Annotated in this window: 17 protein-coding genes; 5 read left to right on the forward strand and 12 right to left on the reverse strand. The window is 34.8% G+C overall.

The window, feature by feature from the left end; genetic code table 11:
* Nucleotides 1–72: 72 nt before the first annotated feature.
* The 6 genes from accA to CVT17_RS07805 all read right to left on the reverse strand — a co-directional run bounded on the left by accA (nucleotide 73) and on the right by CVT17_RS07805 (nucleotide 4,165).
* Nucleotides 73–1,008: an acetyl-CoA carboxylase carboxyl transferase subunit alpha gene (gene accA / locus CVT17_RS07780; protein WP_107858563.1), complete on the reverse strand. Its 936-nt coding sequence runs from the start codon at nucleotides 1,006–1,008 to the stop codon at nucleotides 73–75.
* A gap of 1 nt (nucleotide 1,009) precedes the next feature.
* Nucleotides 1,010–2,221 (reverse strand): beta-ketoacyl-ACP synthase II, encoded by a 1,212-nt coding sequence (locus CVT17_RS07785; protein WP_107770628.1) that lies wholly within the window; start codon nucleotides 2,219–2,221, stop codon nucleotides 1,010–1,012.
* Nucleotides 2,222–2,254: 33 nt separating this feature from the next.
* Nucleotides 2,255–2,488 (reverse strand): acyl carrier protein, encoded by a 234-nt coding sequence (gene acpP, locus CVT17_RS07790; protein WP_021091725.1) that lies wholly within the window; start codon nucleotides 2,486–2,488, stop codon nucleotides 2,255–2,257.
* An 88-nt stretch (nucleotides 2,489–2,576) separates the two neighbouring features.
* Nucleotides 2,577–3,320 (reverse strand): 3-oxoacyl-ACP reductase FabG, encoded by a 744-nt coding sequence (gene fabG / locus CVT17_RS07795; protein WP_021083753.1) that lies wholly within the window; start codon nucleotides 3,318–3,320, stop codon nucleotides 2,577–2,579.
* A 56-nt stretch (nucleotides 3,321–3,376) separates the two neighbouring features.
* The gene (locus CVT17_RS07800; RefSeq protein ID WP_107770627.1) at nucleotides 3,377–3,796 is read right to left on the reverse strand and encodes a hypothetical protein; all 420 of its coding nucleotides are present in this window, start codon (nucleotides 3,794–3,796) and stop codon (nucleotides 3,377–3,379) included.
* Complete coding sequence (locus tag CVT17_RS07805) at nucleotides 3,797–4,165, reverse strand: L-arabinose ABC transporter (protein WP_230853286.1); 369 nt, start codon at nucleotides 4,163–4,165, stop codon at nucleotides 3,797–3,799. It lies immediately after the preceding gene.
* Nucleotides 4,166–4,249: 84 nt separating this feature from the next.
* Here CVT17_RS07805 and CVT17_RS07810 point away from each other — a divergent pair, with 84 nt between their 5' ends.
* The gene (locus CVT17_RS07810) at nucleotides 4,250–4,771 is read left to right on the forward strand and encodes an ATP/GTP-binding protein (RefSeq protein WP_107770626.1); all 522 of its coding nucleotides are present in this window, start codon (nucleotides 4,250–4,252) and stop codon (nucleotides 4,769–4,771) included.
* 18 nt (nucleotides 4,772–4,789) lie between these two features.
* Here CVT17_RS07810 and CVT17_RS07815 read toward each other — a convergent pair whose 3' ends face one another.
* Nucleotides 4,790–5,530: an EI24 domain-containing protein gene (locus tag CVT17_RS07815; RefSeq protein ID WP_107770625.1), complete on the reverse strand. Its 741-nt coding sequence runs from the start codon at nucleotides 5,528–5,530 to the stop codon at nucleotides 4,790–4,792.
* On the reverse strand, nucleotides 5,527–6,222 hold the full coding sequence (gene dut / locus CVT17_RS07820) for a dUTPase (protein WP_107770624.1): 696 nt from the start codon (nucleotides 6,220–6,222) through the stop codon (nucleotides 5,527–5,529). The genes CVT17_RS07815 and dut overlap by 4 nt, the downstream gene beginning before the upstream one ends.
* Before the next feature lie 129 nt (nucleotides 6,223–6,351).
* On the opposite strand from dut, the gene CVT17_RS07825 reads away from it, so the two are divergent.
* Complete coding sequence (locus CVT17_RS07825) at nucleotides 6,352–6,540, forward strand: hypothetical protein (protein ID WP_021091806.1); 189 nt, start codon at nucleotides 6,352–6,354, stop codon at nucleotides 6,538–6,540.
* On the opposite strand, the gene CVT17_RS07830 is transcribed toward CVT17_RS07825, so the two are convergent.
* Nucleotides 6,537–8,609: an EAL domain-containing protein gene (locus CVT17_RS07830; RefSeq protein WP_159070447.1), complete on the reverse strand. Its 2,073-nt coding sequence runs from the start codon at nucleotides 8,607–8,609 to the stop codon at nucleotides 6,537–6,539. The two genes, CVT17_RS07825 and CVT17_RS07830, sit on opposite strands and share 4 nt — an antisense overlap.
* A gap of 373 nt (nucleotides 8,610–8,982) precedes the next feature.
* Between CVT17_RS07830 and CVT17_RS07835 the strand changes: the two genes are divergently transcribed.
* Entirely contained in the window at nucleotides 8,983–9,522 is a 540-nt protein-coding gene (locus CVT17_RS07835; protein ID WP_107858565.1) for a hypothetical protein, read from the forward strand.
* On the opposite strand, the gene CVT17_RS07840 is transcribed toward CVT17_RS07835, so the two are convergent.
* Together CVT17_RS07840 and ciaB are read right to left on the reverse strand one after the other, a co-directional pair.
* Entirely contained in the window at nucleotides 9,515–11,398 is a 1,884-nt protein-coding gene (locus CVT17_RS07840) for a putative bifunctional diguanylate cyclase/phosphodiesterase (RefSeq protein ID WP_230853287.1), read from the reverse strand. The genes CVT17_RS07835 and CVT17_RS07840 overlap by 8 nt on opposite strands.
* 453 nt (nucleotides 11,399–11,851) lie before the next feature.
* The gene (gene ciaB, locus CVT17_RS07845) at nucleotides 11,852–13,693 is read right to left on the reverse strand and encodes an invasion protein CiaB (RefSeq protein WP_107858567.1); all 1,842 of its coding nucleotides are present in this window, start codon (nucleotides 13,691–13,693) and stop codon (nucleotides 11,852–11,854) included.
* Nucleotides 13,694–13,783: 90 nt separating this feature from the next.
* On the opposite strand from ciaB, the gene CVT17_RS07850 reads away from it, so the two are divergent.
* Complete coding sequence (locus CVT17_RS07850) at nucleotides 13,784–14,197, forward strand: acyl-CoA thioesterase (protein WP_103629349.1); 414 nt, start codon at nucleotides 13,784–13,786, stop codon at nucleotides 14,195–14,197.
* Nucleotides 14,198–14,345: 148 nt separating this feature from the next.
* On the forward strand, nucleotides 14,346–14,984 hold the full coding sequence (locus CVT17_RS07855; protein WP_087577832.1) for a Crp/Fnr family transcriptional regulator: 639 nt from the start codon (nucleotides 14,346–14,348) through the stop codon (nucleotides 14,982–14,984).
* Nucleotides 14,985–15,064: 80 nt separating this feature from the next.
* Here CVT17_RS07855 and CVT17_RS07860 read toward each other — a convergent pair whose 3' ends face one another.
* Nucleotides 15,065–15,931 carry a formate/nitrite transporter family protein gene (locus tag CVT17_RS07860; RefSeq protein ID WP_107858568.1) on the reverse strand — a complete coding sequence of 289 codons (867 nt, stop codon included), beginning with the start codon at nucleotides 15,929–15,931 and terminating at the stop codon, nucleotides 15,065–15,067.
* Nucleotides 15,932–16,077: the final 146 nt, after the last annotated feature.

The following is a 16,077-nucleotide window of genomic DNA, read 5'->3' on the forward strand; positions in this document are numbered from 1 at the left end:
TTTAGTATTTTGGTAGATGATGCCACAAACAAATTTGATAAGTATTCTTATAAAATTGTTGTGACTATAAATTTATTCTTCAAATGCTCCGATAGAGAGAATTTTTTCTATTCTTTTTGCTACAAGATCATTTACATCAAGCTTTTCAAGCTCAGCTAGCTCTGAGATAAAATAATTTGCAAGTGCTTTTGCAGCACCATCTTTATCTCTATGAGCTCCATTTATCGGCTCATCTATAACAGCATCAATCAGTGATAGACTTTTTAAATCATCAGCTGTTATCTTCATAGATTTTGTAGCTTGTTCTTGTTTAGCTGGATCATTCCAAAGTATTGCTGCACAGCCTTCTGGTGATATAACTGAAAATACAGAATTTTTCATCATGGCAAGTCTATCAGCCACACCAATAGCTAAAGCGCCACCACTTCCACCTTCGCCTATGACAACAGCAATTATTGGAGTTTTTAAATTTGCAAACTCAAACAAATTTCTAGCTATGGCTTCACTTTGTCCTCGCTCTTCAGCTCCAACACCTGGATATGCGCCTGGAGTGTCTACGAGAAATAAAATAGGTAGATTAAATTTCTCAGCCATTTTTGCAACTCTAAGAGCTTTGCGATAACCCTCAGGATGAGGCATACCAAAATTTCTTCTTAATTTATTTTTAGTGCCACGGCCCTTTTGCTCGCCTATAACGACAGTCTTTTTACCTCCGATATAGCCGATGTAGCAAACTATTGCTGGATCATCTCTAAATGCCCTATCTCCATGAATCTCATATCCATCAATCAAAAACGCATTAATATAATCAATAGAATATGGTCTATCTGGATGACGAGCAAGCTGCAAACGTTGATATTCGTTTAAATTTTTATATATTTTTGATATCTCTTTGGATAAATTCTTATTTAAAATTTCAACAGCATGTTCATCGCCTCTGATCTTAGCATTTGCTATATCTTCATCAATTTGTTTTATGCTTTTTTCAAAATCTAAATAATTTGACATCTTAATCCAACTTTTTAAATATTACGACGCCGTTTGTTCCACCAAAGCCAAATGAGTTGCTCATAACAGCTTTTATATCAGCTTTTCTAGCTTTATTTGGAACGTAGTCTAGATCGCACTCTGGATCAGGAGCTTCGTAGTTTATTGTTGGAGGGATAATTCCGTCTCTCATTGCCATTATAGATATAACAGCCTCGATCGCACCAGCACCACCTAGACAGTGTCCGGTTTGACCTTTTGTTGAGCTAACTGGTGGACATTTATCACCAAAAACTGCTTTTAGTGCCGCAGTCTCATTCTTATCATTTACAGGTGTTGAAGTACCGTGCGCATTTACATAATCTATCTTTACACCTTTTGCCATATCAAGTGCTTGTTTCATCGCACTTAATGGACCTTCAAGTGTTGGTGACGTGATATGATGAGCATCTCCACTCTCGCCAAATCCAACTACTTCAGCATAAATTTTAGCACCTCTTGCAATAGCTGACTCATACTCTTCAAGTACAAGCGCACCAGCTCCTTCACCCATTACGAAACCATCGCGATTTGCATCAAATGGCCTTGACGCCTTACTTGGTTCATCATTTCTAGTTGAGAGAGCTTTCATTGCTGCAAAGCCACCTATGCCTACACCACAAATAGTAGACTCAGCACCGATAACTAGCATATTTGTAGCTTGACCGATCATTATACACTTTGCAGCTTGCGATATCGCATGAGTGCTTGCTGCACATGCCGTTACACTAGATAAATTTGGACCCTTAAGCCCGTGATTTATAGAAACTATGCCACCTAGCATATTTACAAGTGCCGATGGAATAAAAAATGGCGAAATTCTCTTTACGCCTTTTTCAAAGTATGTAATTGAGTTTTTCTCAATATTTGGCAAACCGCCTATACCAGCTGCTGAACTAACGCCAAATTTATGAGCATCAAACTCTTTAAAATTTGCATCAGCCATAGCTTCATTAGATGCTTTTATGCCAAGCTGTATGAAACGATCTACTTTTTTCACCTCTTTGCCGTCTAAAATGCTATTTGGATCAAAATCAGTTATTTCGGCAGCAATTTTAACAGGAAAGTCACTTACATCAAAGCTTGTGATCTCTTTCACACCTGTTTTACCCTCACAAATAGCCTTAAAAGAACTCTCTTTATCAAGACCAAGTGCGTTTATCATGCCTATACCAGTTACAACGACTCGTTTCAATACATCTCCTTAAATCAAACTGTGTAAATTAAATTATTTACCTAGTTTTTCTATATAATTTACAACGTCTTGAATGCTTATTAATTTCTCTGCTTCACTATCAGGAATTTCTACTTCAAATTTCTCTTCTAAAGCCATAACTAGCTCTACAACGTCAAGTGAGTCAGCGCCTAAATCTTCGATGATTTTAGACTCTAGTTTTACCGCTTGTGGATCTACACTTAGTTGCTCTACAACTACGTCTCTTACGTCTTCAAATACTGCCATTTTAAGGTCTCCTTATAAAAAATGTCTGTTATCTTATAATATTTACGCTTTTATTTATTTTAAATTTCAAAACTTGTCTGAAATTTACCTACATATAAAGTCCGCCGTTTATTTTAAGCGTCTCGCCAGTTACATAGCTTGCGTGATCACTTAGTAAAAACGCCACTGCCTCAGCCACCTCGCTAGCGCTACCAAAACGTTTTAGCGGGATGTTATCACTATAAGTTTTTTTCACCTCATCACTTAGCCCATGCGTCATATCAGTCTCGATAAAGCCTGGGGTTACGCTGTTAAAGCGGATATTTCTGCTTGCGCCCTCTTTTGCAAAGCTCTTACTCATAGCGATCAGTCCGCCCTTGCTGGCTGAATAGTTTACCTGTCCTGCATTTCCCATCTCGCCAACGATAGATGCGACATTTACGACCGCTCCAAAGCGCTTTTTGCTCATCACTTTTAAAGCCTCTCTACATCCTATGAAAGCTGAAGTTAAATTTGCATTTATCACATCTGTAAATTCGCTAGTTTTCATGCGAAGCGCTAGCTTGTCATTTGTGATACCAGCGTTATTTACAAGGTAGCTTAGCTCGCCGTCGCTATCGACTATCAAATTTATACCTTTTATAAACTCATCTTCGTCAGTTGCGTCAAATTTTATCACTGCAGCCTTGCCGCCATTTTGCTCGATCTCAGCCTGCAAGGCGTCTGCTATCTCAGGTTTTGAACGGTAATTTATCCACACTTTTAAGCCCATATTTGCAAGCGTCTTTGCGATCTGTGCGCCAATACCTCTGCTTGCACCTGTTATTAGCACGTTTTTTCCGCTAAATTTCATAAATTCTCCTTATTTTTCTAATTTTTCAATGATTGTAGCTTATATAAGCTTAACGTCTAAATTTTGCCACCTTTTTCCCATTTTATCTTCTTGCCAAAACCAAGAATATTACTTGTAAATTTTAGTTTTTCAAGGCTTATAGACCAAATTTTTGGATTCATTGCCTTTGCATAAAAAAACCTTTTGAAATAAATTTCTATTTCGTTTTCTTTAGCTTCTCTCATCACTCCTTGAAACTGTACGCCCTCTATCTTGCCAACAATCTTTGTATCAAGAGCGACCGTACCAGCAACAAGCTTTGAGTTTTTTAAAAATTTAACATGTGAGCTCTCATCAGAGCTAGCTAACAAAAGGCTAAAATTTAGCTCATCAAAGGCGTAAAATGCGCTAAAAGCATAAGGCTGCCCCTCATCATCAATGGCGCAAATGCTAGCAAGATGCATCTTTTTAAAAAATTTAACTATCCTCTCATCCATCTAAATTCCTCTAAAAATATCAAGAATGGCTTGAAATTTAAAGATGACTACGGCGATTATTAGCATCCAAAGCGTAAAAATAATAAGCTCTATTAAAGTAAATTTATCTTTTGCAACTTTTTTAAAAACAAACATCGTTAAAAAAGCTCCCAAAAAGCCACCTATTAGCGAAAAATAGTGGATTGCATTTACTTTTACAAAGCTTGGCAAAAGCCCTTTAAAAAATAGTGAAAACATCAAAATGGCAAGCAAATTTGCAAGTATCAAGTAGTAGCCAACGACTGGTAAAACTGGGTAGAGCCTAGCAAAGCCAAAGCTTAAAACAGTGATAAGCATAAGCAAAAAGATCCTAGTCCCAAAACAACACATCGCCCGTCCTTTTTTGACGCATTTTACAAAATTTTGCTTTATGAAATTAAAATTTTGCCGATGTAGCCTCAAAAGGATTTAAAAATGCAAACAAATTTTTACTCTCAAGGAAGCTACAACAACATGAGCTTTTCGATGAAAACTAGCTCAGGCGATGAGATAAGCTTTTCAATGTATGACAACAAAAGTTTGGAGTTTTCAAGCCAAAAAAATGGCACTTCAAGCCAAAGAAGTCTAACTCTAACCCACGAATACGGCTATGAGTTTTTATATAAAGGAAACGGCATAGACGAGCAAGATATGAAAGAGATCGAAGAGGCGATGAAGCAAATTCGCCCACAGGTTGATGAATTTATGAAAAACGTCAAAGAGGGCGACAAGATCGCTGGTAGTAGCCAAAGCATAAGTAATCTTTCAAACAAGATCAAGCAGATGCTGCCTGACACAAAAGATCTAAATCACAAAAATTTCATAAATGACAATATGCTAAAGATGTTTGACGAGCTTCTAGCTAAAAATGATGCAAATAAAAATCTGCTAAGTGCCACAAAAAGGCTATTTGATACTTTGCTTGATGAGAGCAACAAGCTATCTTACTACGCTTAAATTTAGAGCCTTTTGGCTCTAAATTTTAACTAGTGCCTCTCTTTGATAAAAGAGGTGCGACAAAACTATCACAAAATAAAGCTGAAAAAATAGCCCAACAAGCGGCACAAGCGAGATGAGATAAAACAAAAACGTAAAAGCTACAAATTTTATCCCACCACCCTCAAGCAAAGCAAGCTCGAATTTATCACTATCAAGCGCATTTGAGCCAATGTCTATTAGTAAAAGCTTGTAATAGATATAAAAAAACGGCACATTAATGATGAAAAAATTTACAAATGGCACAAACAAAAGCGGTAGGCAAACGAGCAATATCCCAAGAAATTTCATGATCTCAATCATCATCACCTTTAGCACTCTAGCCGTGCTAACCTCGCTTTTAAGCACGTAGTTATAGTGTCTTTTGTTTATCTCTTTAGTAACAACTGGAGTTAAAAAGCCAGCTACGACTAGAGCGATCACGATGCTAACAATGATCGTTAAAAAGGTGCTCAGAATATAAAAAAGTATGCTAACTATCCATTTTGTGGCGCTAAAGCTTAAAATTTTAATAGCGATAAAAGAGAGCGCCGAGTTTGCCTCTAAAAAGGTAAAATTTTCGTTTTTAGCACTATCACTTAAAAGGTCAAATATCTCACCGCCGCCCCAGACCGTAAGCCACGCAAGACTAAAAATGCTAAGACAAAGTGGCAAGATGGATAGCACTATAAATTTGGCTGTAAAAAAATCTTTAAAACCTAGACGAAGAAGGTTTATCATTTTACCTTTTTATATTCATGCTCAAGTGCGGCATAAATTTCACCTATCTTGCTAACGCCATTTGACAAAATTTTGCTCATCACTTCATTGTCTTCGCGTCCATTCCAGTTTTTCTTGTAGCTTCCCTCTTTATAGCCGTTGTTTTGGCGGAAGCGATTTAGCACGTTTTTGGCGATATAGCATTCGTAAAGCGAGTACAAATTTACTCCACATTTTAAAGACATAGAGAAGTAAATTTTTAAAATATCAAATATATCGTAGTCAAATCCGCTGCACTCATGTATGAGCATTTCAACGTCATTCATTATCTCATAAATGCTCTCGTCTTCGATCCTTAATGGCTCTTTGCAAAACTCACTAAAACCGCTTGATTGGCAAATATCATCGGCTAAAGTTTCTATATCTCCAAGCTGTTTTGATTTATAAATTTGCAAAGCTAGACTCATTATAAAGTGCCAGATATCAACAACTTCTATGCGTAAATTTTGCTCATCAGTCTTAGCATCGATGCTCTTCCAGTGCTTCCAAGCAAAGCTATCAATCAGTTCAGCACATTCCATATATATGCAGCGCTTCCAGCTGATTAATTTATTTTTATTAGTATAACCATTTTCCCAGCCAAGCCCATTTGTCTCATCATTTAGGCTTTGCTGCATCTTTAACATCTCTAAAATAATCGTTCTTTCATTCATTTTAGGCCTTTAAAAATTTTAAAGGATTATAACAAAAAATTATTAAATGCCACGAGGCAAGCTTGACTTAAATCATTTTATGTATAAAATTTAGGAGCTAAAATAGGCAAAAATTTCAAAGGAGAAAAAATGAGAGAAAAAGATCTAGTGGTTTGCAATGTTTGCGGACTAAAAAGCAGTGATGATACAAATGCGGTTTTTATCCACGCTCATAAAAATGGTGAAGAAGTTGATATCTGCACCAGTTGTGTTCCAAGCGTAATCCATGGCTCAGGCATGGTCGTAAAATCAAACGAAGAGATAAAGGCTGAAATTTAAACTTTAGCTATCATTTGAGGATCTTGTCTTACAAGGTCTTCAAATTCTTCTGCACTCATAGGACGAGATAAGAAAAGTCCTTGCACTTCATTACAATCAAGCTCTTTTAAGAAATGAATATCTTCTTCTTTTTCTACTCCTTTTGCGCCAACTTTTATCTTCATTGCCTTTGCTAAATCTATAATTGCAGATACGATTTGTGCATCTATTTTGCTATTTGATGCTTGAGCAACAAATTCACTTGCTATTTTTATACGCTTAACACCGTACTTTCTAATATAAATAAATGAAGTATATCCAGAGCCAAAATTATCTATACAAACATCTATATTATTTTCTTTAAGAATAGAAAAAATTTTATCGAGCGTTTTAGAATTATTTGTCCATATTTCTTCGCCAAATTCTATTTCAAAAAGCTCTGGATTTATATGATGCGAGCGTAAGCTAGAAATAAAATCTAAAACAAATTTTTCTAATTTATTTTGAATCTGCGCAACATTTATGCTTATTTTTGGTATCAAGAGTTTTTCTTTTTGCCATCTATCTACATACTCTATGGTCTTTGAAACCAAAAGCGAGCAAATATCGTTTAAAATATCACTATTTACATTGACCTCTTTCATAAATTTGCTTGCTTCCATCAAGCCAAATTTTTCTGATTTCCAATATAAAAAAACCTCCGCGCAGATCATTTTTTCGATTTTTAGATCAAATATTGGTTGAAAATATACATGAAGGTCTTCTTGTAAATTAGCTTTTTTAAGCGCGATCTCGATACTTGAGCTTAGGTGCATTTCATTGCTAATTTTATCACTATAAACCATAGGATTTAAAGCTGGATTTTTCTTGGCATAATACATTGCCATATCTGCATTTTTTATAATATTTCTTGGATTTGACGAGCTATTTTTTGTTGCTACGTCTATGCCTATTATACACTTAAGTCCAAAGTGATATCTATCTATTTGAATTGGTTTTTCAATAGCATCTTTTAAGGCAATTCCAAGATTTAAGCGTTTTGTATGACTATTTATCTCCATTTTTGCTAGTACGATAAATTCGTCCGCACTAATCCTTGCTATGGCTTCTTGTCTATTGCAAACTTCAAGTATCCTTTTTGCAACTAGCTTTAAAATTCTATCGCCTATTTCATGCCCGTAAGATGTATTTATGCTTTTAAAACGGCTTAAATTTATATAATAAACTGCGATTTCCTCATCTTCAGAGATGCTTTTGCACATTATTTCAAGCTCATTTACTATAAAATTTCTATTGCCAAGATCTGTCAAATAGTCCTTCTCAGACATATCTTGGAGCCTTAAATTCGCGAGCATAAGTTCATTGGTTCGCTCATGCATCGACTTTTCCATCTCTCTATGAAGATTTCTCTCATAATCTAATATTTTTCTACTTGCGATAGAGCTTTTAACGTAGTAATTAACAATAGCATTTACAACCAAGATAAATAGTGAGATAAGTGCGCTAAAAGATGTTAGATCTTCTTGTAATAGCAAAGGTAGAACTATTATTATTGGTAGCCATTTTGATCCTATTGAGATATCTTTATCGGTATTTGTAACATATTTATTTTTAGCTTTTAAATGAAAAGCTCCTATCATCAAAAAAAAGAAAGGAACGATATATAAAAAATCTATTTTATGGCCAAAATTTACATTTGAGATCTGACTATAAAAAATAAATAAATTTAGCATCGTAAATAAAATGCTAGCTGATATAAGGTAAAAGCCACTAATTTTTATATGAAGCAAGCTGCTTGTAAAAATCTCACTTAAAGTGATAAAAAGTATAAGAAAATTTATGGCTACAATAGAGAGAAAAACGATATTTGATCTATTATTTATCATCGATGAAATATCTATTTCGTCAAAAATACCATATATTAACATTGCTATTAAAAAAAAGACACTTATGCTATCCATAATAATGGCTAGTTTTTCTTGACTGGCTGCAAATTTTGAATACAAAAATATACTAACGCCAGCTAAAATAGATATCATCGGCAACATAAAAAACACATCAAGATACGCATAAGAACTATGAGCCCGCAATAGTACATCTTGATTTAACACCATTAATGCATCGCAAATAGACCATAAAAAAACACCAAAGCATATTGCAAGCCAATGCGTTATTTTGGTTTTTACTTTATGCATTGAAGTATAAATGCCAAAAGTTATCATAAAGAAACTAAGCAAAATAGATATTTTTCCAATTAGATTATAGTCTAGTAAAGATGCTAATAGTGCAAATACGAATAGCGCTACAACTACAACTAAGATCCATTTTCGCATGCCAGTTATAGATGATTTTGATATTAAAAAAATAGTGTCCCTCTCCTAAGAAATAGTCCAAATTATACAAAAATTGACTTTGCTTTTGGTTATAATTTCCCAAAAATTTTAAAATTCACAAAGGTATCTTATGAAGTGCAATATCGTCATAAATGGACAAAATTTAATAGATTATAAATCTTTTATCTTATTTTTCTCAAAGGCGGCAAGAAAGCAGTATTTTATAAACACATTTATGATATTTACTGAAGCCATCATAGCTGGTTTTGTTGCTGATATGCTATTAAAAAGTAAAATTTTTACTGTCATCGGAGCTGTTTTTGCTATATTTTGGATCATTTTTTATCCTATTTTTTTAAAAAGAAGTCGCATAGCTGCATTAAAGAGAATTGAAATTTCAGATGTTCAAAAGCAAATGAATTTTGAAGTAAATGAGGAATTTCTGGCTTACTATGAAGGCGAACCCAAAGAAAATGAAAAATTTGACCTAAATGAAGCTAGTGAAATTTATGAACTCAAAAATATCTTTATCGTTTTTTTAGAAGAAAAAATTCATCTAATAATCCCAAAAGATGAAGCTAGCTCAAAAATGATAAATGAGCTGGCCAAACTTTGCCATAAAGATATTTTGAAATTTGAAAATTTTAGCGCAAAGAGTGTGCTTAAATAGCGCTTATTATAAGCTTTTCAAAATCCTCTGCACTCATTGGCTTGCCCCAAAGATACCCTTGCACCTCATCACATCCAAGCTCTCTTAAAATTTTAAGCTGGGTTTCATCTTCGACGCCTTCAGCAATAGTCTTTAGCTCTACATTTTTAGCCAAAACTATAACGCTTTTTACCACATCTTTATCTATATCATTTTTAGCAATATTATCTATCAGCTCTTTAGCGATCTTTAGGCGACTCATAGGATATTTTTTGATGTAATTCATTGATGAAAAACCGGTACCAAAATCATCTATGGATATGCAAATTCCTCTATTTGAAAGCTCAGATAACGCACTTTGCATCATCTCTTCAGCATTGACGAGGCTAGCCTCCGTGATCTCAACATCTACACAAGATGGATCGATGCCGTATCTATCTATATAGCTTAAAAATTTAGATGCAAAATTTATATTATCAATCTGTTTTGGTGAGATATTTATGCCTATTTTTAGATTCATATTATATTTCTCATTCCAAAAGGCCATTTGTTTTATAGCATTTTTTGCCACCCATTTTCCTATCGCATTGATAATAGAGCTTTGTTCGGCTATTGGGATAAATTTTGATTGATCCACTGGACCTTTTATAGGAGAGTTCCACCTAACAAGAGCCTCTGCTCCTACTATTTTTTTACCTTCTATTAGATACTGAGGCTGAAATTTTAGCTCAAATTCTTCATCAAAGCTTATGCTATTTAGCAATATTTCTATATAGTTTCTATCCTGAATCATGCTTTTTATATCACTATAAAAAACATGCTTTTCAGACGCATCTTTTTTTGCTGCTTCTAGTGCTGCTTCTGATTGCATGATAAAATCATCAGCCAAAATTTCACTAGTTTGTGTCGAGCTAATCCCTATTTTCGCATCAAGTACAATTTTATAATCATCTATAACGATTGGCTCTGAAATAGCTTTTAGTAGATAATGTAAAAATTCCCTGCAATGTACATTTTCGTTTTGCTTGATAACAACGATAAAGTCATCTCCACCAGACCTTGCAAATAAAGAATCGTTTGGTGGCAATATTGACTCAATATTTAAAGCAAACTTTGCTATTACATCATCGCCGATATAATGCCCATACGAGTCATTTATCGCTTTAAAATGGTTTATGTCAATACTATAAATATCTATCTTTTCGCCAAGTGCCTTTGACTTTATCATCTCTTCAAGCCTTGCGATAAAATACTGGCGATTTAGAGCATTCGTTAGATAATCATATTTACTGATCCTTTGTAGGTGTTTATTTGTCTCTTCAAGCTCTTTTACTTTACTTTCTATCTGATTATTTAATACTTTTTTGATATGTATTTCACGTTTAATTAAAATATCCATCTTTCTAACATTAGAAAATGTATAAGATAATGCCCCGTATGCAAGCAAAGTAACTAAAATAGAAAATAACCATGTCAAATTTATCTTCCAAGAGTACAAGATCATGATCGTCAAAAATGCGGCAAAAACAAATAGCTTTTGTATTAAAATTTTATCAAAATCATTTCTGAGCGCCCTAAATTTTAGATTTGCCTCGCCCTCTCTTAAATGAAGCGTAGCAACAAACAACATAAAAAATGAACTCTTAAATACAATGTCGTATCCAAAAAAGGATATTTCATCTATCCAAAAGTCCATTGTAGTGGTAAAAACATCATAAGTGCTTATTGCAATAAGCGCTATCAAGCATAAAAGTATAGATAGTCTTCTTTTTGAAAATTTAAGTGAAAAAAACGCAGTAAATGAAGTACAAAACATAAATAAATCTATGGCGATGTAACTTAGATTAAAAAAATCTTTTTGGCTTAAAACTTGAGTTAAATTTCTATTAAAAATCATAAACCACATAAAGCTAAAATATATTGCGGAAATAGAAACTGAGTCCACAAATACTTGCATTAAAAATAAATTTTTCAAATTTTTGATCAAAATATAAAAAGCAGAAAATGCAAACATAAAATATGAAACTACGTATGAGATTTGTATAAAATTGACTTTAGAAAGAAATTGTTTAAGAAAATCAACCTTATCATATAGCATCCACATAGTGTCTGATGCTACCCAGCAAGTAAGGCCTAGTAATATATATATCCAATATGTTTTTAAATTTCTTGTCTCTTTTAGCTTTAAAAAGATAAATAATGTGATCATAAAATCAAATAGGGTAGTAATTATGTCTTCATAAAAACCACTAGCAATAAAATAACTAACAACATATACACAAAAAAGTATCAACATAAATAAAAAAGATACTTGATTTTCGTTGCTTATTTTACTTATCATGTTCCGTCTTTATATATCTTTCTCTGCCTTTTTGGCTAAACTTTGCCATCTTTGCCACTCGCCACTATCATCGACGTCGTTGCCGATAGCTTCGTATCTAGCGTAAAAATGCTCAACAAATTTCTTACACTCTTCATCTTTTGGCAAATAGCTTAGTTCATCTTTTTGGCAAAATTTCTCCAAAAATGTGCTCGCATCAACTTTTTTAGCGTATGTTTGTGCTAGATCGTAGTAGTTTTCTAAGCAAATTTCTTTAAATTTAGCGTAAGCTTGCTCGCTCATATCCACGCTTAGTTTGCCATTAAATTTAAGTACGCCAGCCCTAAAAAGTAAGCTAAGATGTATGAGCCCCTCGCAGTAATACGCCCTCACCTCATCAACCTTTCGCCAAGCAATAAGCCCAACTGCACGGGCTATTAGCTCGTGAAAGACGGCCATTTTATACTCCGCCTCTTCGTGCAAGAAAAAATTTACTAGTCCACCAGTTGTCGCCTTGTACTCTTCTATAAATTTAAAGACGCCACTTTTATTCATGCTCATCTCAGTATCAAGCCCGATAAAGAGAATGTGTCCAAACTCATGACCGATCGTTGAAATTTCATAGACTTTTTTCCAAATTTTTGGCTTTAAAAATAAAATTTCTCTACCAAAGTCCAAAAATTCCTTGCTAAAAATTTCAGCCCCAAGCTTCATAAAAGGCTTTGCCTTTGCTCCCTCATAGACGTGATTTACAAAGGCAAAAATTTTCTTACCACATTTTGCACTCACACTCTCATCGTTTGGCACGACTTGAGCGCTAAAAAGTCCGTTTAGCTCCGCTGCGTAATAGATCATCGGCACGCTTATATAAAGCTGCGTTCTAGCGATATTTTCGCTAACTGCCTTATTTGTCTCAGCGTTATCAAATTTTATCTTTTCGCAAACACTCTTATAAGTTTTTGCCACTTTCTCTTTAAAATTATGCTCATCTATGCCCTCGCTATCAACAAGCCTGATATCCCACTCAAGTGCGACTGCATGCGTGTAGGCATCCTCGTAGTACTCTAGTGGATGGCCTGGCTGAAGTGCGCCTTTTACATCCATCCACGCTATCTCGGCTTCTTGCCAAGCGTTTATCACCTTTGCGTTGTCCTCTTCGCAAAAGGCATTTTGTAGCTTTTCAAGGTATTTTACGTAAGATTTTTGCTCGTCATTTTGGGCTAAATTTCTTAAAATTTCAAGATTTTTAGCAAAGACGCTTTTAAGCTCTCTCACCTCATCTTTAAAAGCAAGTGCGTAAGGCAAAAAGCTAAATTTATCACCTTCTTTTACTACCGCGCCATACGTTCTATCAGCCCTTGTACCGTTTGAGTCACACTGAAATAAGCCGTTTTTAGTAATAAACTCATTTGCCTGGCTTAGATCTTTAAATTTAGCCTCAAACTCTTTGTTTGTAGTGTCTATTATCTTTTCTTCCCATGAAATTTGCCACGCATTTAGACTAAGCCCAAGTTCATGTATCGCCTGCACAAAAGCTTGGTTAAATGGATCTAAAATTTTCTCTTCTTTGGCCTTTTCTAAAAGCTTGGCGTGCAGGTTTTCATATAAATTTCTAACGTAGCCATACATTAAATTTAGCACTCGTTTTTGCTCATCTTCGCCTAAATTTAGCTTTTTTAGCTCATTTTGAAGCGGATCTACTTTAAGATCTACTATCCTTCTTGCAAGAGCCAGTTTCTGGCTTGGTGTACCAGCAAGACCACAAATTTTAACAGCCTCGTTTATGATATCATCGTCTAAATTTTTATAAATAGCATTTAGCTTGTTTTTTTGCTCTTTTGTGAGTTCATTTAATCTTTTAAAATCGTTCATATTTTCATCCCCTGAAGTTGCAAGATTTTAGCATAAAGCCTTAAAATTTGCTACAATCAACCAAAAATTTTAACATCTAAAAGGCAAAAAATGGATATTTTAAAAGATTTTGGTGAGCCACGTATCAAACAAGTTATGTTGCCAAAGGACACAAACTCAGCTGGAAATATTTTTGGTGGCTGGATAATGAGTCAGATCGACCTTGCAGGTGCACAAGCTGCAAGAGAAATTTCTCCCGAACGCGTTGTGACAATTTCTATGAAAGAGATCATTTTCAAGCAACCAGTCTTTGTTGGCGATGTGCTAAGCTGCTACGCTAAAATCATCTCTGTTGGTAAAACCTCGATAACAACGCAAATAGAAGTAACCGCCCTTAGGCTAAATCCGGGCGGTTTTAGAGAGACTATACACGTTACAAGCGCTATTGCAACCTACGTCAGTGTAACAAAAGATGGACTTAAAAAGCCAATCGATGAGAAGCTAAAGCAGCTTCATGGATTTTAAAAATTTGGTTGCGATTTATGCAACCAAATTAAAAAATTAATACTACTTTTAAAAATTATTGAAATTCTTAAACTAAAAGCAATATTTTTCAACTTCTTTAAATGCTTTGTGAAGTAAAATCAGGCTCTATACATTTTTTGGGAGAATCATGAAAAAGTCACGTTTAGGCCTTTTGCAAACACAAATTTTAGATATCCTAACTCAATCCGAGCTTGATAAATTTGAGTACAAAAACCTTCCAAAAACAAGCATCATCTACGCAGAAGAGATCAAGATCATCATCTTAAAAAGTGGCTGTGCAAAGCTCTCATTTTTTGAAGATGGAGAGGAATTTATCCTTTATCATTTAGAAGCGAGCAACATCGCCGTGCTTGATGATAATTGCGCTTTTGAAATACTTGAAGATGCTGAAATTTATGCTATAAATTTAAACAAAATAGGTGAAATTTTATCAAATGCAAATGTCGCAGATGAAATTTTAAAAGCTGTGCTAAATGCAGTAATCGTGCAACGCCAGATCATAAAATCCATACTTTTTGAAGATGCAAAAGGTAGGATTGCAAATTTTTTGATCGAGCTTGCAAAGGAGCAGGACCTAAAGCAAAATGGATATCACTACATATTTTTGCCATTTTCTCTAAAAGTGCTCTCAAGTTTTGTGGGGCTCAAACGACAAAGCGCTTCAACTGCATTTAATGAACTTATAAAAGATGACATCATAAGAAAGATCACACCACACGAGTTTTTAATAATTGATTATGAAAAACTTGAAAGTTACACAAACTAAAAACCAAAAATTTTTATAATAGCTAGCAAAGAGTAGTCTTAAAGGATTAGTCTTTGCCAAGAAGCAAAGACTAAAAATTTTTAAGCTTTTTTCTTCATATCAAATTTATTCGCCATAAAGCCAACTAAACCAACAAAGAAAAGTCCGCCACAGATATTACCAAGTGTAACTGGAACTAAGTTTTTACCGATGAAATTTCCCCAGTTTAAAACTTCTAGCTTTTCAGCCGTGATGCCATGTCCTAGAGCTGCAGCTGCAGCAGCTATATCTCCGCCGTTTGCTGCTATATAGTGAGCTTTTGAGATGATGGCTTCAGTGATTATGAACATATTTGCCACGCAGTGCTCCATTGAGCAAGCCACAAACGCGCCGATCATCCACATAATAGCAAAGAATTTACCAGATAGATTGCTCTCGCTTGTCGCAGTCCAAATAGACATACAAACAAAGACGTTACAAAAAATTCCGCGGATAAATAGCTCATGAAATGGTGCTGTGATTTTACCAATAGCAGCTGGCACGAAGTGTTGTAATATGTAGCCATCATACTTTAGCGGCAAGCCTGAATAGTAGTACATATAAGCGATCAATGCGCCGCCAACGAAGTTAAATATCCAAACGATAGCCCAGTATCCGATAGTCTTACCTAGTTTTAGCTTTCCTTCATATGCGCTAACACCACTTAAAACTGAGCTTGTAAAAAGATGTCCGCCATAAAAGACAACCATCATAAGACCACAGCTAAATGTGATACCACCGATAAAATTTGAAAGACCAATTGACTGATTTTCAGCCATACCAACTGTCGAGTGAGCCCAGAAAATATCACCCATAGCAATAGCAGCTCCAGCCATGATAGCAAGAAAAATAATACTAGTAAGCGGCATATGAGCCTTATGCTCCATAGAGCTTGAGACCGCTTGAGCGGTTTCTGCCGGATTTAACATCACATTCTCCTTTTTATTTTCAATCTCGCACATGAGCCAAGCTCATCTTTGCGACCAAAGTTTAACACTTTGCAAAATCACTAAAGTCAAATCAATGCTTGCGGTTAAAAGCAAATTTTGCCTTTAGTAACCAAAAAGACTAAATT

It is taken from the genome of Campylobacter concisus (genome assembly GCF_003048775.2).
Lineage (GTDB): Bacteria > Campylobacterota > Campylobacteria > Campylobacterales > Campylobacteraceae > Campylobacter_A > Campylobacter_A concisus_I.